Raw genomic sequence first — 21,816 nt, forward strand, 5'->3', positions numbered from 1 at the left:
ACCCCAATTGAACAACGGAAAAAAGTAATGAATGTTTCTTTAATGCGTTTGAGTATAGCTTTATTAAGTATGGCTATTCCATCAATGTTATATGCTGCTAATTTAAAAGATATGGATGTTGTGTCTTTACCTGGTGAACGGGTAGAACTTAAATTAGTGTTTGATGAACCAGTGACGGCTCCAAAGGGTTATACAATTGATCAGCCGGCACGTATTGCGCTTGATTTGCCAGGTGTTTCGAGCCTACTAGGTGAAAAAAGGAGAACTGTTGGAATCGGCAATGTTAGAAATCTAACAGTTGTTGAAGCTAAAAATGTAACACGATTGGTAGTAGGTTTAAATACATTAGTGCCTTACACAACTCGTGCAGAGGGTAATAATATTTTTATTGTATTGGGCGATAGTGTTTCAACTTCACCAATAGTTCCAACAAATACAGTATCTACATTGCCTACTAAATCGACAAATACTGTTACACCAGTTACTACAAAATCTGTTGCATCTATTGGAAATGCTATTGAGAATATTGATTTCAGACGTGGTGATAATGGTGAAGGTAATATTGTTGTTAAGCTTTCAAACAGTACAATTAGTCCTGATGTACAAGAAAGGGGAGGTAAAATAGTTCTTAATTTCCCTAAAACACAATTACCTGAGTCATTGCGTGTACGTTTAGATGTTAAGGATTTCGCTACACCAGTACAATTTATTAACTCAACAGCTAAATCAGATGGTTCTAGTATTACTATTGAACCTAAAGGTAACTATGACTATTTAGTTTTCCAAGCTAATGATGAATTGACGGTTAGTGTCAAGCATGTATCTGTTGAAGAAAAACAGCGTCGTTTAGAGGATCAGGGTATTTTCAAAGGTGATACGCTATCTTTAAATTTCCAAGATATTGAAGTAAGAAGTGTATTACAAATTTTAGCAGACTTTACTAAATTAAATTTAGTGGCTACTGATTCTGTTAGAGGTAATATTACTTTACGTTTACAAAATGTACCATGGGATCAGGCTTTAGATATTATCATGCGTACAAGAGGTCTTGCTAAGCGTCAAGAAGGAAATATTCTTATTATTGCACCTGCTGATGAGTTAGCTGAATCTGCCCGTAGAATGTTTGATGCTGAACAAACACTTAAAGCAACACAACCTTTACGTCGTGAGATTATCCCAGTTAATTATGCTGATGCAACAAGTATTATTGCATTATTCCAAGCTACTATGTCACAGACTAATAGTATTCAAGCTGGTCAAAATGCATCTGGTATGGGTAATTATAGTGCGAATATGACCACCAATGATCGAGGCTCTTTAACTGTTGATAAGCGTACTAACACTATTATTGCTTATCAAACAGAAGAGCGCTTAGAAGAGTTAAGGCGTATTATTGCTCAGTTAGATCGTCCTGTGCGTCAAGTACAAATTGAAGCCCGTATTGTTGAGGCCAATGTTGATTTTGCAAAAAATTTAGGTGTTCGATGGGGAGCAGATTTTGGCTCAAAATCAGGTAATTGGCAAAGTTATGGTGGTGCTGATGGTCGTAAAAATTCGACAGGTTCTAGTACAGAGTTTGGTAATCTTGGTACAATGTTTACTAATGATGGTGATGGTTATATTCGTACACTTGCAGCGCCAGTAGTTGATTTAGGTGCAGCAGATGCTACTTCTGGTTTTGGTATTGGCTTTTTGAGTTCTAATGTGATGATTGACTTAAAGCTGAATGCTATGCAGAGATCAGGACAAGGTGAAGTAATTTCTCAACCTAAAGTAACTACTTCAGATAAAGAGACAGCACGCATTATGAAAGGTCAGGAAGTGCCTTATCAAGAGGCATCTTCAAGTGGTGCTACTTCTACTTCATTTAAAGAGGCATTGCTTTCTTTAGAAGTTACACCACAAATTACTCCAGATAATCAAATTATGATGGCAGTTGTTGTAACTAAAGACTCTGTTAACGAGTCACAGAGATACCAAGGTGTTCCACCTATTAATAAAAATGAAGTTAATGCTAAAGTATTGGTCTCTGATGGTGAAACTATTGTATTAGGTGGTGTATTCCAAAATGACCAAAGTAAAATCACTGAAAAAGTTCCTTTCTTAGGTGATTTACCTGTGATGGGACGTTTATTCCGTCGAGATAGCGTATCAAATACTAAACAAGAGTTATTAATTTTTATAACTCCTCGTATTATTGATAATAAGGCATTTGCTTCGAGATAATACGTTGTCAGAATGTCTAACTTTAGTAGGCCCAATGGGAGCTGGTAAAAGCACCATTGGGCGCCTACTTTCTAGAGAGCTTAATTTACCTTTTATTGATTCAGATCGTGAGATAGAAGCACGCTCAGGTGCTAGTATTTCATGGATTTTCGATGTAGAAGGTGAAAAGGGATTTAGAGATAGAGAACAAAATATTATTACAGAAATTTGTAATGAAGATAATGAAGGTTTTGTTTTAGCTACAGGCGGTGGTGCAATTCTTCGTGAACAAACACGACAAGTACTAGCGGAGAAAACAACCGTTATTTATTTACACGCATCAGTTGAACAACAAATATCGCGAACAGCAAAAGATAAACAGAGACCACTACTACAAGTGGCAGATCCTAAAAAAGTTTTACAAGAACTTATGACTATAAGGGATCCACTATATCGTCAAGTAGCTCATATTATTATAACAACTGATGAGCGTCATCCACGTTTTTTAATCCAACATATTTTAGAAACCTTAGGTTTGTAGTAAAGTTCTACACAATTACTTCTATTATTTATCTGGAATTTAATATGCATAGGTTACAAGTAGAGTTAGGTGATCGTAGCTATCCTATTTTTATTGGTGAAAACTTATTTCAAAAAACATTATTGGAACCTTATATTAAGGGTAGCCAAGTGGTAGTGGTTACTAATGAAACAGTAGCACCTCTATATCTAGGCAACTTATTATCTCGACTAGTAGATTATCAATATGAAACTGTAGTATTACCAGATGGCGAAAAATATAAAAATTGGCAGACGTTGCAACTAATTTTTGATGGTCTGCTTAAAGCTGAGTGTACCCGTAAAGTTACTTTAATTGCTTTGGGTGGTGGTGTTATTGGTGATATGACAGGTTTTGCAGCTGCTTGTTATCAACGCGGAGTTAATTTTATTCAAGTACCTACCACATTATTATCTCAAGTTGACTCTTCAGTAGGTGGAAAAACTGGTATTAATCATGATTTAGGCAAGAATATGATAGGAGCATTTTATCAGCCTAAGTCAGTTATTATTGATATAAATACCCTGCATACATTATCTGCAAGAGAACTGTCCGCAGGTTTGGCAGAAGTTATTAAATATGGTTTGATAGCAGATAAAGATTTTTTTGACTGGTTAGAATTAAATATTGAACAACTAAAAAATTTGGAAACCGAAAGCTTAATCAAAGCGATTGAATGGTCTTGTAAGATTAAAGCGCGCGTAGTCGCTATGGATGAGACAGAGTCAGGTATTCGAGCTACTCTAAATTTAGGTCATACTTTTGGTCATGCTATTGAGACTCATCAGGGATATGGTAATTGGTTGCATGGCGAGGCGGTTGCAGCAGGTACGGTAATGGCTTTAGAAATGTCGATGCAACTAGGTTGGTTATCAATACAAGATCGTGATAGAGGAATTAAATTATTAGCTAAAGCGGGTTTACCTGTTGTTCCACCTGCTAATATGAAAGTGAATGATTTTCTAAAATACATGCGAATAGATAAAAAAACCTTAGATGGACAAATACGTCTTGTTTTATTACAAAAAATAGGTGAGGCAGTAGTAACAAGTGAATTTGCTAGTGATATACTGAATGCTATACTATCTACGAATTATCAACAATTGCTTGACTCTATATTGACGGACTAAATCAATGAATACGTTACGGGCAGATGAACCTTTTTTAAGTTATTATCAGTTAGATCATGATCCTTTTGCTGCTAGGGTTCCTAACTTTAAATTTTTCCCTGCTCAGCGTAAAACTATTTTAGGGCAGTTGCATCATTTAGCACGCCATAGCCAGTTGATGTTATTGATAACAGGCCCAAAAGGTAGCGGCAAAACATTGCTCAGACAAGCATTGATAGCAAGTGTTAATAAAGATACTATAAAAATTATTAATGTGTCAGCAGCAGATTGTGAAAAAGTTTCAGATGTTTTAGCTTTGTTAGCAGAAGAGTTACAAGCAACAGATAATACAGTAGCAGCTGTTATAGAGCAAATAAGTAAGTTATCAGAGCAAAGTATCAGCCTATATTTTATGATAGATGATGCAGACCAATTATCAGAAAATGTCATCCAACTATTATTGAATTTAGCGAATGAACATTTAGTAAGCTTACATTTATTTTTATTCGCCAGACCAAATTTATTAGACCAATTAGAACATTCTTCATTGGTTAAAGAGGTTACCTTTAATTTACCATTAACGCCTTACACATTGGAAGAAACTAAAGAGTATCTTTTATTACGTTTAGAGGGTGCAGGCCAAGAGTTAAGTATATTTACTGATGAGCAATTATTGGAGATTTATACAAAATCAGGAGGCTGGCCTGGTGTTATTAATCAGGTGGCGAGAGATGTATTGATTGAAAATATGCAACATCATGATGGACCTGATTTATTCAATAATATTGATGAAGGCGAGGATGATGTTGCCTTTTATGCAGCAGATACAACAAGAGAAGTAAAAACAACAAAACCTAAGTTAATATTACCAAAAAAACATTTAGCAATAGTAGGAGTAATTGCAATTGCTCTAGTGGCTATTTTATTATTTTCAAAATCACCCTCTACCGAGCAAGAACCTACTATTGTCGCCAGCCATTATGCAGATTTACCTAGTGAAACGGGTTCTGGACAAGTAACACAAGATATTCCATTATCAACAGAGGTTGCGCCATCTAACGATCAATCGTCAAATAATGATACACCAGTTGTTGACAATGCCATGTTATCTCCTCCTACAGTAACTGAGCCTACAACCACTGTAGCCAGTCCAAGTCAAACTACTTCTAGTCCAGTTGTTAATAAGCCACAACAACAAACCAAACCACAGCAAACAGCAACGACTGTTGCGCAGGGTAATGAATGGTATCGTGGCAAAACAGCAACCAACTATACAATTCAAGTTAGTGTGGCTAGTAATGAAAAGGCAGCACAAGATTTTATTCGTAAACAATCAGGTAGTTACCAATATTTTAAACGCTTAAGAGCAGATAAAATTGATTATGTAATTACTCAAGGTGAATTTACGAGTCGTTCTGCTGCGCAAGAGGCAATTAAAAAGTTACCTGCAGCTATTCAAGAAAGTAAACCTTGGGTACGTACCTTTGCAAGTATTAAACAAGAATTAGCTAATTAATTATGAGTTATCATCTAGCTGAAGAATCACCTCTAGGCAAAGCGAATCAATATATTGATCAATATCAGCCAGATTTGCTATTTCCAATAGCACGTAGAGTTAAATGGCAAGAATTAGGTTTAACAGCTGATACTTTGCCTTATTGGGGTGTTGATATTTGGAATAGTTACGAACTATCATGGTTAACGCCTTCGGGTAAACCAAAAGTTATGATAGCTGAGTTTATTATACCTGCCAACTCACCTGCTATTATCGAGTCCAAATCCTTTAAGCTGTATTTGAACAGTTTTAATCAAACTGAATTTGTATCAGAGAATGCTGTAAAGCAGGTATTAATTAGAGATCTTTCAGCAGCAGCAGGAACCGCTGTTGCTGTTAATTTATATACACTAGAAGCGTTTACTAAATTTGGCCTTAGTAATCTACAAGGCAATTGTATAGATGATCTTGATATCAAGATCGGTCAATATAACCACCCTACAGCAACTTTATTAAAAACCCATGATAAAGAAGTAGAGGAAAGTCTATATACTCATTTATTAAAGTCGAATTGTCCTGTGACAGGGCAACCTGATTGGGCATCTTTATCAATAACTTATAAAGCTGCTAAACAATTAGATCATAGTAGTTTGTTACAGTATATTATTAGTTTTCGACAACATGCTGATTTTCACGAACAATGTATAGAGCGTATTTTCTTAGACTTGAATAATTTATTGAACCCAGAACAACTGATAGTAATAGGACGTTATGTAAGGCGTGGAGGCTTAGATATTAATCCTTGCCGTAGTCTGAAGCAGATTGACTATGTTAATAGTCGATTAGTAAGGCAGTAATAAAACTGCCTTATTATTAAATTGGAATAGTTAAATACCAATATTTTGTAATGTAATCATAATATTTCTTAAGGCTGCTGATAGAGTAGGGTATTCTGCTTCAAATTCTCCTACAGCTAATCCCAACTCTTCTACTAAATTAATATCAGGCTGTTGACCAAGTTTTTCAAGTTCAAGTTGATGGTTAATTTCTTCAGCTAAACGTTCTATTTCTTCTTTGTCAGCACTATTATTTGTTTTAGCATGGTTTAATTTATACTGTAAATCAATTAAATTTTCATGAACAGTTTTAGACATAAAATATTTACCTAAGGTATAGTGAGTAAAGGTTACAGTTAGTTTACATGATTATAATAATTTAAAGTAATAAAAAATCTTATCAAATTGCTGTGAAATAGTATTTAATAAAAATTAAACGGTGTTTTTACTTGACGCATGTGTTATTTTTCTATATCATTGCCCCACTTTGACGCGGGGTGGAGCAGCTTGGTAGCTCGTCGGGCTCATAACCCGAAGGTCGTTGGTTCAAATCCAGCCCCCGCAACCAGTTTTTAAGAAGCCCCAATTATGGGGTTTTTTGTTATTACAGTGTTGAAATTAATTATAAGAATGGGCTATACGCCCATTTTTTATTGGAGGCGAAAGTGTCTACTAGATTAGAACAATTACAGACGCTGCTAGCTCCAGTCATTGAGTCTTTAGGTTATCAGTGTTGGGGAGTTGAATTTATTTCACAAGGTAAGCACTCCTTGCTTAGAGTGTTTATTGATCATGCTAACGGAATTGGTGTGGAAGATTGTGAAAAAGTCAGTAAGCAGGTCAGTGCAATATTAGATGTAGAGGATCCTATTCCTTATGAGTATACCTTGGAGGTTTCTTCACCTGGAATGGATCGACCATTGTTTACCTTAGAGCAATATGCGCAATATATAGGTGAACAGCTAAAAGTTAAGTTACGCAGTGCTTTTGAAGGTAGACGTAATTTTAATGGAAGTTTACAAGGTATTGAGGACCAACAAATAGTATTACGTGTTGATAATCAAGAGTATCTATTACCAATAGAACTAATAGAAAAGGCTAATATTGAGCCAAATTTTGATTAGCAATAGTTAACAGTTATTAAGGATGGGATGAGGCAGAGAAATGAGTAAAGAAGTATTATTGGTTGTTGAGTCAGTATCAAATGAAAAAGGTGTGCCACCAAGTGTTATTTTTGAGGCATTAGAAATCGCATTAGCTACTGTGACTAAAAAGTCTTATGAGGATGATATTGAGGTGCGTGTGGAAATTGATCCACGTACTGGTAATTATGAGACTTATCGTCAATGGCATATTGTTGATGAAATAGATCAGGTTAATCCTGCTGCTGAATTAACAGTAGAAGAAGCAAAAGAAAAAGGTTTTGATACAGAAATTGATGATGTTATTGAAGAAAAAATTGATTCTGTAGAATTTGGCCGCATTGCTGCACAAACGGCAAAACAAGTTATAGTGCAAAAGGTAAGAGAAGCTGAACGTGCGCAGATGGTTGATGCTTATCGTGAACACTTAGGTTCAATAATCTCTGGCACTGTTAAAAAAGTAACCAGAGAAAGTATTATTTTAGATTTAGGGAATAATGCAGAAGCTATTTTACCTCGTGACCAAGTAATACCTCGTGAAATTTTCAGAGTTGGCATGAGAGTTCGTGCGTTATTAAAAGAGATTCGCACTGAGCATCGTGGACCACAGCTTATTTTATCCCGTACAGCACCTGAAATGATTGTAGAGTTATTCCGTATTGAAGTACCTGAAATTTCAGAAGGCTTAATCGAAGTAATGGGTGCTTCTCGTGATCCAGGTTCGCGCGCTAAATTAGCGGTACGTTCTAAAGATAAACGTATTGATCCACAAGGTGCGTGTATTGGTATGCGTGGTTCACGTGTACAGGCTGTATCTGGTGAGTTAGGGGGTGAGCGTGTTGATATCGTGTTATGGAATGAAAATCCAGCACAATATGTAATTAATGCAATGGCTCCTGCTGAGGTAGTAACCATTATTGTTGATGAAGATACTCATACAATGGATATTGCGGTTGCTGAAGAAAATCTAGCACAAGCAATTGGTCGTGGCGGTCAAAATGTACGTTTAGCAAGCCAACTAACCAGTTGGACTTTAAATGTAATGACTGAAGAAGAGATTCAGGACAAACAACAAGCAGAAACAGGGGATATTCTGCAAGCGTTTATTGACGAGTTAGATGTTGATGAAGAGCTAGCTCAATTATTAGTGGAGGAAGGATTCACTACCTTAGAAGAAGTTGCTTATGTACCCATGGAAGAGATGCTAAGTATCGATGGTTTTGATGAAGAAATTGTAAGTGAATTAAGAAATCGTGCTAAAGATCGCTTATTAACTAGAGCTATTGCTACTGAGGAAAAATTAGCCTCTGCAAAGCCAGCAGAAGATCTTTTAGCATTAGAAGGTATGGATGAGGAATTGGCTAGACAGCTAGCTATAAATGGCATTATTACTCGTGAAGACTTGGCTGAACAAAGTGTTGACGACTTAGTCGAAATTACAGGGATGAATGAAGAGCGTGCAGGAGAGTTAATCATGATTGCTCGTGCTCATTGGTTTGAGTAGCGCAGTGAATGGTTAATAGGCTTGAGGAGAGAGAAATGACACAGGTTACAGTAAAAGAATTGGCAGCAAGTGTTAAAGCTCCTGTAGATCGTTTGCTACAACAAATGAAAGAAGCAGGATTACCACATACAAGTGCTGATCAGAAAGTATCAGATAAAGAAAAGCAACAACTATTAACTTATTTAAGTGGTGATAAAGCAAAAACTGATGCACCTAAAAAAATAACGTTAAAACGTAAAACCACTGAGCAGATTAAAGCAGGTTCTAAAACGGTTAAGGTAGAACATCGTAAGAAGAAAACCTTTGTTAAACGTGATGTATCTGAACAACCTGTAGAGGAACCTGTAGTAGCTGAGAAGGCTGCACAAAAACAGCCAAAAGCAGCTGTTGCCAAGGAAACTAAACAGGTTGTAGAAAATTCGGTAGAACCAAAAGCTAAGGAAACTAAAGCTAAAGAAGCTTCTAAAAACTCAAAAGAAGAAGCTAAACAAGCTAAGCAGCCTGCTACAACCAAAGAAACTGTTTCGCCTAAGGCTAAAGAAGAAAAACCTGTGGTTCAGCCAGCAGAGAAAGTGAAAGAGCCTGTTGTTGAAGCAACTAAGAAAAAAGAAGTGCCAGAAAAGGTTAAAGTAGATCCAGTTAGAATACCTAGCTCTAACACTGTTACAGTTGAAGTGCGTCGTAAAACAGATACTAATGAGGCAGATAAAGCAGCACCTGTTCCTGTTGAAAATAAACCTCAACCTACAGCAACAGCGCAAGAAGCAGAATCTGCTAAGACTAAAAATAAGGTTAAAAAAGAGAAAGTAGTATTACGCGAAGAACCTCGTCGAGCTTCTAGAGGCCGTGATGAGGAAGAAGAACGTCGTGATCGTAAAGCAGCGGCTGCAAAACCTGCTAAAATAAGTGCACCACGTAATCTTCATGCCATTAGTGATGAGGATGAAGAAGGTGGATATGCTCGCCGTGGTGGTAGCCGTGGTAAAAATAAACAAAAGAAACGTGCTGCAGAGAATCAGCATGGTTTCCAAGCACCAACAGGACCTATAGTGCGCGAAGTATGTATTGGTGAAACTATCACTGTAGCAGAATTAGCTCAACAAATGGCTGTAAAAGGCGCAGAAGTTGTTAAACTCATGTTTAAGATGGGTTCGCCTGTCACCATTAATCAAGTGTTAGACCGTGATACTGCACAATTAGTTGGTGAGGAAATGGGGCATACTGTTAAGTTAATTAACAATAATGCTTTAGAAGATCAATTAGCAGAGTCATTAAAATTTGAAGGTGAAGCTATTCATCGTGCTCCTGTTGTGACGGTAATGGGACACGTTGACCATGGTAAAACCTCGTTACTTGACTATATCCGTCGTACTAAAGTGGCTACGGGTGAAGCAGGTGGCATTACGCAGCATATTGGTGCCTACCATGTAGAAACAGATCGTGGCATGATTACTTTCTTGGATACCCCAGGCCATGCTGCATTTACTGCAATGCGTGCTCGTGGTGCACAAGCAACTGATATTGTTATTCTTGTGGTTGCAGCTGATGATGGCGTGATGCCTCAAACTGAAGAAGCGATTCAGCATGCTAAAGCAGCAGGTGTGCCTATTGTTGTAGCGATTAACAAAATTGATAAACCAGAAGCTGATTTAGATCGTATTAAAAATGAATTAGCGGGTCGTGATGTTATCCCAGAAGATTGGGGTGGTGATACTCAATTTATTCCTGTATCAGCTAAGCAAGGTACTAATATTGATACTTTATTAGAATCAGTATTATTACAAGCTGAACTATTGGAATTAACAGCTGTACCAAGTGCGCCTGCACAGGGTATTGTTATTGAGTCACGTCTTGATAAGGGTCGTGGCCCTGTTGCTACTATTTTAGTACAAAATGGTACCTTACACCAAGGCGATATGATCCTCGTAGGTGTTAACTATGGTCGTGTACGTGCTATGTTAGACGAAAATGGTAAACCTATTAAAGAAGCAGGTCCTTCCATTCCCGTAGAAGTATTAGGACTGGATGGAACACCAGATGCAGGTGATGAAGTGAATGTAGTACCTGATGAGAAGAAAGCACGTGAAGTGGCTTTATTCCGTCAAGGTAAATTCCGTGAAGTTAAATTAGCTCGTCAGCATTCAGCGAAGTTAGAGAATATCTTTGACAATATGGGACAAGATGAGAAGAAGAGCCTTAATATTGTGTTGAAAGCGGATGTACGCGGTTCTTTAGAAGCATTACAGTCATCTTTAACTGATTTAGGCAATGATGAAGTACAAGTACGTGTAGTTGGTACTGGGGTAGGTGGTATTACAGAAAGTGATGCTAACTTAGCCTTAGCCTCTAATGCGGTAATTTTTGGCTTTAATGTTCGTGCTGATGCGGGCGCACGTAAAATTGTTGAGTCAGAAGGCTTAGACTTACGTTACTACAATGTTATTTATGACATTATTGAAGATGTTAAGAAAGCATTATCAGGTATGTTGGGCAGTGATGTTCGTGAAAATATTCTTGGTATTGCTGAGGTACGTGATGTATTCCGCTCGCCTAAATTTGGTGCAATTGCTGGTTGTATGGTTACTGAAGGTTTGGTACATCGTAATCGTCCAATCCGTGTATTACGTGATGACGTGGTTATTTTTGAAGGTGAGTTAGAGTCATTACGTCGCTTTAAAGATGATGTGGCTGAAGTACGTGCTGGTATGGAGTGTGGTATCGGCGTTAAGAGCTATAATGATGTTAAAGTGGGTGATAAAATTGAAGTATTTGAAAAAGTTCAAGTTGCTCGTTCACTTTAATAAATAGCATTACCAACTAAGTTCTCCATAGTGATTTCATTATGGGGAACTTATTTATTTAGATTGCTTGAATTATTTTTATAGTAAATAGTTCGTAAAGCTAGGATTAAGTTAAAAATTATGGCAAAAGAATATAGCCGAACTCAGCGTGTAGGTGATCAAATGCAGCGTGAATTAGCCTTGTTAATTCAACGTGAAATTAAAGATCCACGTTTAGGAATTGTTACTATTACGGCTGTTAATGTGGCACGTGATTTAGGGCATGCAAAAGTATATATCACCGTGATGGGTAAAAATGCAGAAGATGATATTGCATTAAGTTTAGAGATATTAAGTAATGCCAGTGGTTATTTACGTAGCTTGTTAGGTAAAGCAATGAAATTACGTACTATTCCTCAATTACATTTCGTTTATGACGAAAGTATTGTTCGAGGCAGTACTATGTCAGCATTAATAGATAAAGCACTTGCTGAGGATCGTAAACATCGTCAAGGAGATGATGAGGAGTGAGTCAAGTAAAGCGTAAGCGTAGATCTGTAGATGGTGTATTAATCTTAAATAAACCTTTAACGTTTAGTTCCAATGCGGCTTTGCAGAAGGTACGTTGGTTATTTAATGCCAATAAGGCAGGTCACACAGGTAGTTTAGATCCATTGGCAACAGGTGTGTTACCTATTTGTTTTGGTGAAGCCACTAAGTTTTCTCAATACTTATTGAATGCTGATAAGCGCTATGAAGTAGTTATGCAGCTTGGGATTACTACGGCGACAGGGGATGCTGAAGGGCAAATATTGGAACAAAAGCCAGTAAACTGTACAGAGCAAGATTTATTAGCTGTATTACCGCGTTTTAGAGGGGAAATTACCCAGATTCCCCCTATGTATTCTGCTATTAAAAAAGATGGGCAACCTCTTTATAAATTAGCTAGGGCAGGGGAGATAATTGATAGAGAGCCTCGTCAAATTACTATTGATGAGTTAGAGCTATTATCTTTTGAAGGTGATAAAGCTCGCTTAGTGGTTTCTTGCAGTAAAGGTACCTATATTCGCACGCTCGTAGAAGATATTGGTCAGGCATTAGGCTGTGGTGCACATGTAGCCGTACTTTGCCGTACTGAGGCAGGCCCTTTTCATCTAGAACAAGCTATTGATTTAACAACATTGATTGAATTGCAAGATAAATCAGGCAGTGAAGCCCTTGATCAATTTTTGTTACCAGTTGATGCAGGGCTATTGCACTGGCCTAGCTTAGAGTTAACAGAACATACTAGCTATTACTGGTTACATGGACAGCCAGTTCGTGTGCCAGAAGCCCCTTTAAATACTTATATACGCGTACGTGATCATCAAGGTCGCTTTATTGGTATTGGTGAAGTGGCTAATGATGGTCGTCTAGCGCCAAAACGTTTGATACAAAATAGCTAATAGCTGTTATAATAACGGGCTGAATTAAAGTTTTTTGCGAATAAGGTATTAGTGGATTAATACCTTTAGAGGATGGCTGTTAGCAGACACGGTTAATCCTCTTATCAATAACACAGGGTATTTCCCTGGTCTGCTTTCAAAAGGTAATAAAATATGGCACTTACAGTAGAAGAAAAAGCTCAAATCGTTAAGCAATATGCGCGTGGCGCGAGTGATACTGGCTCTCCAGAAGTTCAAATTGCTTTATTAACAGCAAATATTAACAAGTTGAGCGATCACTTTAAAGCTAATGCAAAGGATCATCACTCACGTCGTGGTCTTATTCGCATGGTTAACCAACGTCGTAAACTTCAAGAATACTTAAAATCTAAGGATACTGAACGTTACGCAGCGTTAATTGCTAGTTTGGGACTTCGCCGCTAAGGTGCAAGAAAGCTGGAAACCAGATTATGCTGCTTCCAGCTTTCTGTTTTAAGAGTAGATTTTTTATTTGATAAGTTAGGGTCCAACTCCCAGTTTATCAACAAATTTCATATTATGTAAGTTAAATAAAGAAGGAATATACCGTGCTAAATCCGGTTAAAAAACAATTTCAATTTGGTCAATCAACGGTAACTTTAGAAACAGGTCGTATTGCACGTCAGGCAAATGGTGCAGTGTTAGTTACTATTGATAATGATTTAAGTGTATTAGTAACTGTAGTTGCTGCTAAAAATGCAACAGAAGGGCAAGATTTCTTCCCATTATCTGTTCATTATCAAGAAAAAACTTATGCCGCTGGACGTATACCTGGCGGTTTTTTGAAGCGTGAAAGCCGCCCTTCAGAAAAAGAAACATTAACTTCTCGTTTAATTGATCGTCCTATTCGTCCATTATTTCCAGAAGGTTTTGTTAACGAAGTACAAGTAATTTGTACAGTGCTTTCTACTAATAAAAAGTCTGATCCAGATATCGCTGCTATGATAGGTACTTCAGCTGCTTTAGCCATTTCAGGAATTCCTTTTGAAGGCCCTATAGGTGCAGCACGTGTAGGTTTTCATATTGATTCTGGTTATTTATTAAATCCTACTTATGAACAATTACAAGCTTCACATTTAGACATGGTAGTTGCTGGTACAGAAACTGCTGTATTAATGGTTGAATCTGAAGCTAAGGAATTAACAGAAGATCAAATGCTTGGTGGCGTGTTATTTGCTCATCAAGAATTGCAAGCAGTAATTAAGGCGATTAAGGAGTTTGCAGCTGCGGTGAATAAGCCAGTAATTGAATGGCAAGCACCTGTAGAAAATACTGCTTTAATTAATGCGCTGAAAGCAGAGTTAGGTGAAGCTATTTCTAAAGCTTATACCATTACTGCAAAACAAGAACGTTATGCTGCACTAGATACTTTACGTGAGCAAGCGGTTGCTAAATTTGCTGGTAGTGAAGAAGGCCAGCCTTCTGAGCAAGAAGTTAAAAATATTTTTGGTCTATTAGAATACCGAATTGTTCGTGAGAATATTGTTGATGGTCAGCCACGTATCGATGGCCGTGATACACGTACAGTACGTCCATTAAATATCCAAACAGGCGTGTTAAGTAAAACTCATGGTTCTGCTTTATTTACCCGTGGTGAAACACAAGCTTTGGTGGTAACAACATTAGGTACTGCGCGCGATTCACAACTACTAGATTCTTTAGAAGGTGAGCAACGTGATGCATTTATGTTGCATTATAACTTCCCTCCTTACTCTGTAGGCGAGTGTGGTCGTATGGGTGGTGTAGGGCGTCGTGAAATCGGTCATGGCCGTTTAGCACGTCGTGGTGTACAAGCAGTATTACCTAATGAAGCTGATTTCCCTTATACAATACGTGTAGTTTCTGAGATTACTGAGTCTAATGGTTCTAGTTCTATGGCTTCGGTTTGTGGTGCCTCTTTATCATTAATGGATGCTGGTGTTCCATTACGCGCCCCTGTTGCTGGTATTGCTATGGGCTTAGTAAAAGAAGGTGATAAATTTGCAGTATTAACTGATATTTTAGGTGATGAAGACCATTTAGGTGATATGGACTTTAAAGTAGCGGGTACTGCTCAAGGTGTTACAGCGCTACAAATGGATATCAAGATTAATGGTATCACTGAAGAAATTATGGAAATTGCCTTAAACCAAGCGTTAGAAGCTCGTTTACATATTCTTAAGCAAATGAATGAAGTAATTAGTGAGTCCCGTGAGTTGTCTTCTAATGCGCCTACTATGCTTACCTTCAAGATTGATCCTGATAAGATTCGTGATGTGATTGGTAAAGGTGGTGCAGTTATACGTGGTATTTGTGAAGAAACAAAGGCTTCTATTGATATTGATGATAACGGTGTAATCAAAATCTTTGGTGAAACAAAAGAAGCAGCTGAAATGGCTCAACAACGTGTATTAGGTATTACTGCAGAGGCTGAGGTAGGTAAGATCTATGATGGTAAAGTAGAACGTATTGTTGATTTTGGTGCTTTTGTCAATATTTTACCTGGTAAAGATGGTCTAGTACATATTTCACAAATTAGTGACCAACGTATTGAGAAAGTGACAGATGTATTAAAAGAAGGCCAAATAGTTAAAGTTATGGTTATTGATGTCGACAATCGTGGACGTATCAAGTTATCTATTAAGGATGCAATTGCTGCTGAAAATTCAGCTCCTACTGTATCTGATATTCCAGTACAAGAATAATTGCTTATAAGTTATTAAAAAACCCTGCTTTAGCAGGGTTTTTTAATGCACTAATGTAACTTTTTAGACATTATTTCTGCTAATTCTTCTTCTGAAATAAACTCATCACTGATTAATTCTTGCCCTGCAATGCTATGTTCTTCTGCTGCCCATGCACCTAAATCTATGAGCTTACAACGTTTAGAACAAAAAGGACGATAGGGATTATTGCTACTATAAGTAAGTGATTTCTGGCATGTTGGACAGTTAACAATGGGATGTTTTTTCATAAACTTAATTCTTACAGAGTGTTAGATAAAATTGATGTAATTGCTCTACTTGTTGTTCTAAATGAGATATATCTTGATCATTAACTATTATATCATCAGCATAATGAAGACGTTCATTTCTACTAAGTTGAGTTTGCATAATAGCTTTAATTTGTTGTTCGGAGTTATTATCTCGCTGCATGCTACGACTAATTTGTATTGATTCACTGGTATCAATAACCAAAACTCGATTAACGAGTTCATATTGTTTCGATTCTATAAGGAGAGGTGAAACTAAAATATTATAAGGTGAGCTAGAGTTTTCTAAAAATTGGCAAATCTCTTGGCGAATAATAGGGTGTAATAGATTTTCAAGCCATTTACGCTGTTGTGGATTTTGAAAAATTTGTTGGCGCAATAGTGCACGATTTAAATTACCATCCGCTAATAAAATCTCTGAACCAAAATGTTGTTCTATTTTTGTTAGGGCAGGTTTTCCTTTGCTCACTACCCAACGGGCAGCTTGATCAGCGTCGATAGCCTCAATTCCTTTATCAACAAATAATTGAGTTACAGCAGTTTTACCACTGCCTATACCACCTGTAATACCCAGTGTCCAACTTTTCACTGTTGTTGATCTCTTGTTAATAAATAATAAAAGATATAGTAAAGGACACTAATATAAATTAATATCCCTAATAAATAAGAGAGAAGGTTAATTAAGACCTGAAAATTTTAAATAGGCAGCCACAATATCCTGCCCCCAAATTAAGGCAATCCAACCTGCTATAGCTAAATAGGGGCCATAGGGCATCTTATTCTTACCTGCGAATAATAATACACCAATGATACCTATTACTGCACCAGCTGCAGCGGATAGTAGTATAACTACAGGTAAAATTTGATAGCCACCCCAAGCACCAAAGAGCGCAAGTAGTTTAAAGTCACCATGACCCATGCCATCATAGCCACGTAGTAGCTTAAAGAGGGCATTTACAGACCATAGGGACATATAGCCAATGACAGCACCTAAAATAGCACTGTTTATACTGATATCAGGAAATACACCATAGGTGTTAGCAAGAATACCTATCCATAATAAGGGTAATACTAACGAATCAGGTAATAGTTGATGATCGATATCGATCATGCTCATTGCTATTAGCCCCCATGTTAAAAAGATTAGTAATAAGGCTTCCACAGAGAAACCAAAATACCAAGCAATCCAACCAGACAGAATACCTGAACATAATTCAATAAGCGGATAGCGTTTGCTAATAGATGCTTTACAACCTCTACAACGACCTCTTAATATTAGGTAACTGATGATAGGTATATTTTCTATAGCAGTTATTTTATGACCACAATAAGGGCAAGTGGAGCAGGGCAAAAAAAGATTAAACTTGGTGTGTGGCTCAGTAGGTTGAGGTAGCTGAAGAATTTCACGGGCTTCCTGTTGCCAAGCATTGATCATCATCTTAGGCAGACGATAAATAACCACATTAAGAAAACTCCCTACTAATAAACCTATTAGTAGGGAGGCAAAAATAAATAATAAAGGAAATTCGGTAAAAACAGTCATTAATATTATACAACTTGACCCATTTGGAAAATTGGTAAGTACATAGCAATAATTAATGTACCAATAATAACCCCTAACACAGCCATAATCATTGGTTCCATCAGTGCAGATAAACTATCAACAATATTATCTACAGCTTCCTCATAAAAATTGGCTGCTTTACCAAGCATACTATCTAATGAACCTGACTCTTCACCAATGGCAGTTAACTGTATAGCTAATGGAGGGAATACATTACTACCACGCATAGCAAAATTAAGTTGTCTACCAGTAGAAACTTCTTGTTTAATTTTAAGTACTGCTTTTTTATAGACAATATTACCTGTAGCGCCTGCTACTGAATCTAAGGCTTCTACAAGAGGTACACCAGCAGCAAAAGTAGTAGATAATGTACGAGTGAAACGGGCAACAGCAGAATTATAGATAATAGATCCCACTATAGGGATACGTAATAGACCTCTATCAATAAGGTCACGGAAAGCAGGAGAGCGTTTATAGCCTTCTTTGATTACGAAACCAATAACGAATATTGCGATAAGTACTTTCCAACCATCAGACTGTAAGTATTCTGATAAGTCAACAACTTGTTGAGTTAACCAAGGTAAATCAGCTCCAAAACTTTGGAAAATAGCAGCAAACTGAGGCACTACTTTGACTAACAGGATGGCAGATACAACAACAGCTACAATTAGAATAGCTGCTGGATATATCATAGCTTTTTTAACTTTTTTCTTTAATGATTCACTTTTTTCTTTATAGCTAGCAACTCGATCTAATAAGGTTTCTAATGTACCAGATTTTTCACCTGCTTCAATAAGACTACAAAAAAGCTCATCAAAATATAAAGGACGTTTTCTTAAAGATGAAGTAAAACTATTACCTGATGCTACCTCTTGTTTAATATTATCTAGTAGGTCACGTATTTTAGGTTTTTCAGCGCCCTCAGCAATAATCTCAAGTGCTTGTATCATAGGAACACCAGCTTTCATCATGGTGGCCATTTGGCGAGTAAAAATAGCAATATCAATAGGCTTGATTTTACCGCCTATATTAAGCTCTAATTTTCGATTAATCTGTTTAGCAGTAATACCCTGTTTACGGAGAATGGCTTTGATAACGGTAGGGTCTGTTGCATTTAATTCCCCTTTAAGTTTGTTACCAGATTTATCTACACCTTTCCATAAATAAGTACGTGTTTTTGCTACTTGCGCCATGAGCACCTCTTTTTACAAGTATTTTGACTTTTTAAAAGTCAAATCCTTTATAATCAATCCATTATTACAACTATAAATTACTGTATTAATTCTACCATAACTTACAAGCTATAGAAGTTGAATATTTATTCGATAGTCAAAATATGATGAATATCAAAAATTTAATTGTTACCTATCAGATTATTAATCCGATGTAACACGATTTACCTCTTCTAAACTAGTTAAACCATCCATTACTTTTTTGAGGCCAGAAGCTCTTAAATCAGGAAAACCTTCTTTTCTTGCCTCATCAGCAATTTCAATAGCATTACCTTCAGACATAATAATACGTTGTAACGCAGGGGTTATTTTTACTACTTCATAAATACCCACACGACCTTTGTAACCATTGTTACAACGATCACAACCTAAAGGGCCATAAACAGTGAAGTTGCCGATTTTATCTTGAGGAAATCCTGCTTTTATTAAAGCTTCATGAGGAATTTCCATTTCCTGTTTACAATGTGGGCATAAACGCCTAGCCAATCGTTGCGCAATAATTAAGTTAACAGAGGTTGCAATATTAAATGAAGCGACACCCATATTCATCAAACGAGTTAATGTTTCAGGAGCACTATTGGTATGCAGTGTAGACATTACCATATGACCTGTTTGTGCTGCTTTAATCGCAATTTCAGCAGTTTCAAGGTCACGGATCTCACCCACCATGATAACATCAGGATCCTGACGTAAGAATGCCCGTAATGCTGCGGCGAAATCCATTCCCTGTTTGGGATTAACGTTTACTTGATTTATCCCTTCTAAGTTAATTTCAACAGGATCTTCTGCTGTGGAGATATTAATATCGGGAGTATTAAGGATATTTAAGCCCGTATAGAGAGATACAGTTTTACCAGAACCTGTTGGTCCTGTAACTAAAATCATACCTTGAGGGTGACTTAAGGCTTCTAAATAGAGTGCTTTTTGGTCAGGTTCATAACCAAGTGAATCAATACCCATTTGGGCGCTAGAGGAATCTAGTATACGTAATACTATTTTTTCACCCCAGAGTGTAGGGCAAGTATTAACCCGGAAGTCAATAGATTTTCTTTCTGATACTTTTAATTTAATCCGTCCATCTTGAGGCTTTCTACGTTCAGAAATATCCATATCAGACATTACTTTTAAACGTGCTGCAATACGAGGTGCTAATTCAATAGGAGGGCGAGATTTTATTTGTAGGATACCGTCACTGCGGAAACGTACTCTATAACTTTTTTCATAAGGTTCAAAATGTAAGTCAGATGCACCGCTACGTATAGCATTCAATAGCATTTGATTAACAAAATTAACCACAGCTTCGTCTTCTTTTTCATCATCCCCTACGCCAGGTTTTTGCAAAGGCCCAGCAGAGACTTGTTCTGCTTCAGTATCAAAGAAACGATCAAGTAAAGAGTTTAATTTATCTTCTTCAACAAGAATCGCATCAACAGGTAAACCAGTATTAAATTGGATATCTCTCAAGCCTTGCTGATTAGATGGGTCAGAAATACCTAAGAAGAGACTGTTGCCACGTTTCCATAAGGGGATTGCGCGATGTTGCCGAGCCAGTTTTTCAGTAACTACAGATTTTAATGCATCATCTATTTGTAGACTGCCTAAATCAAAAAGAGGCAATCCAAGTTGTTCTGAGATAAGTATAGCAATGCTTTTCGCGCTAGCCATTTTATTCTGTACTAAATAAGTAACAAGCGGTAATTGTTCTACCTTAGATTGTTGCATGGCTTGGCGCACATCATTTTCTGATAAGATATCATTATCTACAAACAGCCTTGGAAGTCCAGTTAAAGGAGGATTTTGTGCGCTCATAATAGTTAATATGATCCTTAGAACAATATAGAGACTATAGATTATAAAATTAATAAATATGTATAGTAATACTATATTTGATTATTTATTAGGGAAGTATACTAATTGTATCGTTACTAATAAAGCATTTTGATAGATTTTATGTTGTAGATCATATCTTTTAGATCAATTTTGATCTGCAAATTTAACTTTGATTTCTAATATAGCAGGCATATTATCTATAAATAATGATAATAGATCAGGATCAAAATGCTTTTCCTTCTGTTCTAACATATATTCTATTGCCTGTTCTACAGACCAAGCTGCCTTATAAGGTCTGTTATTAGTAAGCGCATCAAATACATCAGCAATTGCAACAATTCTCGCTTCTATAGGAATTTGTTGTTGTTTTAAACCATGAGGATATCCTGAACCATCCCATTTCTCATGATGATATTGAGCAACCGTTCTAGCTATCCTAAAAAGTTCAGCAGGATCATCACCAATAATTTCTACCCCAATAGCTACATGAGTACGCATAATATCCCATTCTTCTGGCGTTAAAGCAGCTTGTTTCATCAAGATAGAATCAGGAATACCTATTTTTCCTATATCATGCATAGGCACAGCATTCATTAATAAGTCCGCTTGCTCTTCTGAAAAACCTGCTGCTTTTGCTAACACTTTTGCATAACGACTCATTCGAGATACATGCTGTCCTGTATCATCATCTTTATATTCAGCCGCTCGACCAAGACATTCCACTATTTGTAATTGTGTTCTACGTAATTCAGCAATATCTACTAAGGTAAGATGTGTTTTAATTCTAGCTTTTACAGTAATAGGTTTTATAGGTTTGCTAATATAATCTACACCACCTACCTCAAAACCTTTGGATTCATCGATTGCATCATTAAGAGAGGTAACAAAAATAACAGGAATATGCTTAGTTTTTTGATTGTTTTTTAACTGACGACAGGTTTCAAAACCATCCAATAAAGGCATAAGGACATCTAATAAAATTAGATCAGGTTGGTTTTGCTCAGCAAGCTCTAAGGATGTTTTACCATCTTTCGCAAAGAATAGTTCATAATCATCTTTTAATGTTTGTCGTAATAGTTGTAGGTTAGATGGTTCATCATCAACTAATAAAATTTTAGCAGGCATA

At 36.8% G+C, this 21,816-nt stretch carries 18 protein-coding genes, 1 tRNA gene and 2 pseudogenes; 14 read left to right on the forward strand and 7 right to left on the reverse strand.

The annotated features are described in order from the left end of the window. Window positions 1-27: 27 nt before the first annotated feature. From pilQ to queF, 5 genes are read left to right on the forward strand one after another with little or no spacing between them, the layout of a single operon-like run. On the forward strand, window positions 28-2,226 hold the full coding sequence (pilQ, locus tag JHT90_RS03990; RefSeq protein ID WP_201095757.1) for a type IV pilus secretin PilQ: 2,199 nt from the start codon (window positions 28-30) through the stop codon (window positions 2,224-2,226). A gap of 34 nt (window positions 2,227-2,260) precedes the next feature. Further along, window positions 2,261-2,746 (forward strand): shikimate kinase AroK, encoded by a 486-nt coding sequence (gene aroK / locus JHT90_RS03995; protein WP_201094421.1) that lies wholly within the window; start codon window positions 2,261-2,263, stop codon window positions 2,744-2,746. Between the two features lie 44 nt (window positions 2,747-2,790). Further along, the gene (aroB, locus tag JHT90_RS04000; protein WP_201094424.1) at window positions 2,791-3,894 is read left to right on the forward strand and encodes a 3-dehydroquinate synthase; all 1,104 of its coding nucleotides are present in this window, start codon (window positions 2,791-2,793) and stop codon (window positions 3,892-3,894) included. A gap of 4 nt (window positions 3,895-3,898) precedes the next feature. Continuing rightward, window positions 3,899-5,389 carry an ATPase, T2SS/T4P/T4SS family gene (locus JHT90_RS04005; protein ID WP_201094430.1) on the forward strand — a complete coding sequence of 497 codons (1,491 nt, stop codon included), beginning with the start codon at window positions 3,899-3,901 and terminating at the stop codon, window positions 5,387-5,389. 2 nt (window positions 5,390-5,391) lie between these two features. Then, window positions 5,392-6,225 carry an NADPH-dependent 7-cyano-7-deazaguanine reductase QueF gene (queF, locus tag JHT90_RS04010; RefSeq protein WP_201094438.1) on the forward strand — a complete coding sequence of 278 codons (834 nt, stop codon included), beginning with the start codon at window positions 5,392-5,394 and terminating at the stop codon, window positions 6,223-6,225. A 30-nt stretch (window positions 6,226-6,255) separates the two neighbouring features. Here the strand turns inward: queF and JHT90_RS04015 are convergent, their stop codons facing one another. Then, a complete protein-coding gene (locus JHT90_RS04015; RefSeq protein WP_201094439.1) occupies window positions 6,256-6,522 on the reverse strand; it encodes a DUF4404 family protein in 267 nt (88 codons plus the stop codon). 173 nt (window positions 6,523-6,695) lie between these two features. Between JHT90_RS04015 and JHT90_RS04020 the strand changes: the two genes are divergently transcribed. The 9 genes and pseudogenes from JHT90_RS04020 (at window position 6,696) to pnp (ending at window position 15,777) form a co-directional block, all read left to right on the forward strand. After that, window positions 6,696-6,772: transfer RNA gene (locus JHT90_RS04020), tRNA-Met, on the forward strand. Window positions 6,773-6,869: 97 nt separating this feature from the next. Beyond that, window positions 6,870-7,328, forward strand: coding sequence for a ribosome maturation factor RimP (gene rimP / locus JHT90_RS04025; RefSeq protein WP_201094441.1), 459 nt, complete (start codon window positions 6,870-6,872; stop codon window positions 7,326-7,328). Window positions 7,329-7,368: 40 nt separating this feature from the next. Then, window positions 7,369-8,850, forward strand: coding sequence for a transcription termination factor NusA (gene nusA / locus JHT90_RS04030; RefSeq protein WP_201094443.1), 1,482 nt, complete (start codon window positions 7,369-7,371; stop codon window positions 8,848-8,850). 35 nt (window positions 8,851-8,885) lie between these two features. Beyond that, window positions 8,886-9,116, forward strand: a pseudogene (locus JHT90_RS15390) (translation initiation factor IF-2 N-terminal domain-containing protein); the annotation flags it as partial. Between the two features lie 549 nt (window positions 9,117-9,665). Continuing rightward, window positions 9,666-11,651 (forward strand): annotated as a pseudogene (gene infB / locus JHT90_RS04035) (translation initiation factor IF-2); the annotation flags it as partial. A gap of 120 nt (window positions 11,652-11,771) precedes the next feature. Continuing rightward, window positions 11,772-12,161 carry a 30S ribosome-binding factor RbfA gene (gene rbfA, locus JHT90_RS04040; RefSeq protein WP_201094447.1) on the forward strand — a complete coding sequence of 130 codons (390 nt, stop codon included), beginning with the start codon at window positions 11,772-11,774 and terminating at the stop codon, window positions 12,159-12,161. Further along, window positions 12,158-13,075: a tRNA pseudouridine(55) synthase TruB gene (gene truB / locus JHT90_RS04045; protein WP_201094449.1), complete on the forward strand. Its 918-nt coding sequence runs from the start codon at window positions 12,158-12,160 to the stop codon at window positions 13,073-13,075. Before rbfA ends, truB begins: the two co-directional genes overlap by 4 nt. 153 nt (window positions 13,076-13,228) lie before the next feature. After that, window positions 13,229-13,498, forward strand: a complete 270-nt coding sequence (gene rpsO / locus JHT90_RS04050; RefSeq protein WP_201094453.1) for a 30S ribosomal protein S15 — start codon at window positions 13,229-13,231, stop codon at window positions 13,496-13,498. Between the two features lie 143 nt (window positions 13,499-13,641). After that, the gene (pnp, locus tag JHT90_RS04055; protein WP_201094455.1) at window positions 13,642-15,777 is read left to right on the forward strand and encodes a polyribonucleotide nucleotidyltransferase; all 2,136 of its coding nucleotides are present in this window, start codon (window positions 13,642-13,644) and stop codon (window positions 15,775-15,777) included. 50 nt (window positions 15,778-15,827) lie between these two features. Here the strand turns inward: pnp and yacG are convergent, their stop codons facing one another. The 6 genes from yacG to JHT90_RS04085 form a co-directional block, all read right to left on the reverse strand. After that, the gene (gene yacG / locus JHT90_RS04060) at window positions 15,828-16,046 is read right to left on the reverse strand and encodes a DNA gyrase inhibitor YacG (RefSeq protein WP_201094467.1); all 219 of its coding nucleotides are present in this window, start codon (window positions 16,044-16,046) and stop codon (window positions 15,828-15,830) included. Between the two features lie 4 nt (window positions 16,047-16,050). Continuing rightward, window positions 16,051-16,653, reverse strand: coding sequence for a dephospho-CoA kinase (gene coaE, locus JHT90_RS04065; RefSeq protein ID WP_201094471.1), 603 nt, complete (start codon window positions 16,651-16,653; stop codon window positions 16,051-16,053). Window positions 16,654-16,740: 87 nt separating this feature from the next. Continuing rightward, window positions 16,741-17,616, reverse strand: a complete 876-nt coding sequence (locus tag JHT90_RS04070; RefSeq protein WP_379971860.1) for a prepilin peptidase — start codon at window positions 17,614-17,616, stop codon at window positions 16,741-16,743. Continuing rightward, entirely contained in the window at window positions 17,613-18,821 is a 1,209-nt protein-coding gene (locus tag JHT90_RS04075) for a type II secretion system F family protein (RefSeq protein WP_201094475.1), read from the reverse strand. Before JHT90_RS04075 ends, JHT90_RS04070 begins: the two co-directional genes overlap by 4 nt. A gap of 183 nt (window positions 18,822-19,004) precedes the next feature. Beyond that, window positions 19,005-20,669: a type IV-A pilus assembly ATPase PilB gene (gene pilB / locus JHT90_RS04080; protein WP_201094476.1), complete on the reverse strand. Its 1,665-nt coding sequence runs from the start codon at window positions 20,667-20,669 to the stop codon at window positions 19,005-19,007. Window positions 20,670-20,834: 165 nt separating this feature from the next. Then, window positions 20,835-21,815 (reverse strand): HD domain-containing phosphohydrolase, encoded by a 981-nt coding sequence (locus JHT90_RS04085; protein ID WP_201094479.1) that lies wholly within the window; start codon window positions 21,813-21,815, stop codon window positions 20,835-20,837. Window position 21,816 lies beyond the last annotated feature (1 nt).

The organism is Entomomonas asaccharolytica (assembly GCF_016653615.1).
In the GTDB taxonomy this organism is placed as follows: domain Bacteria; phylum Pseudomonadota; class Gammaproteobacteria; order Pseudomonadales; family Pseudomonadaceae; genus Entomomonas; species Entomomonas asaccharolytica.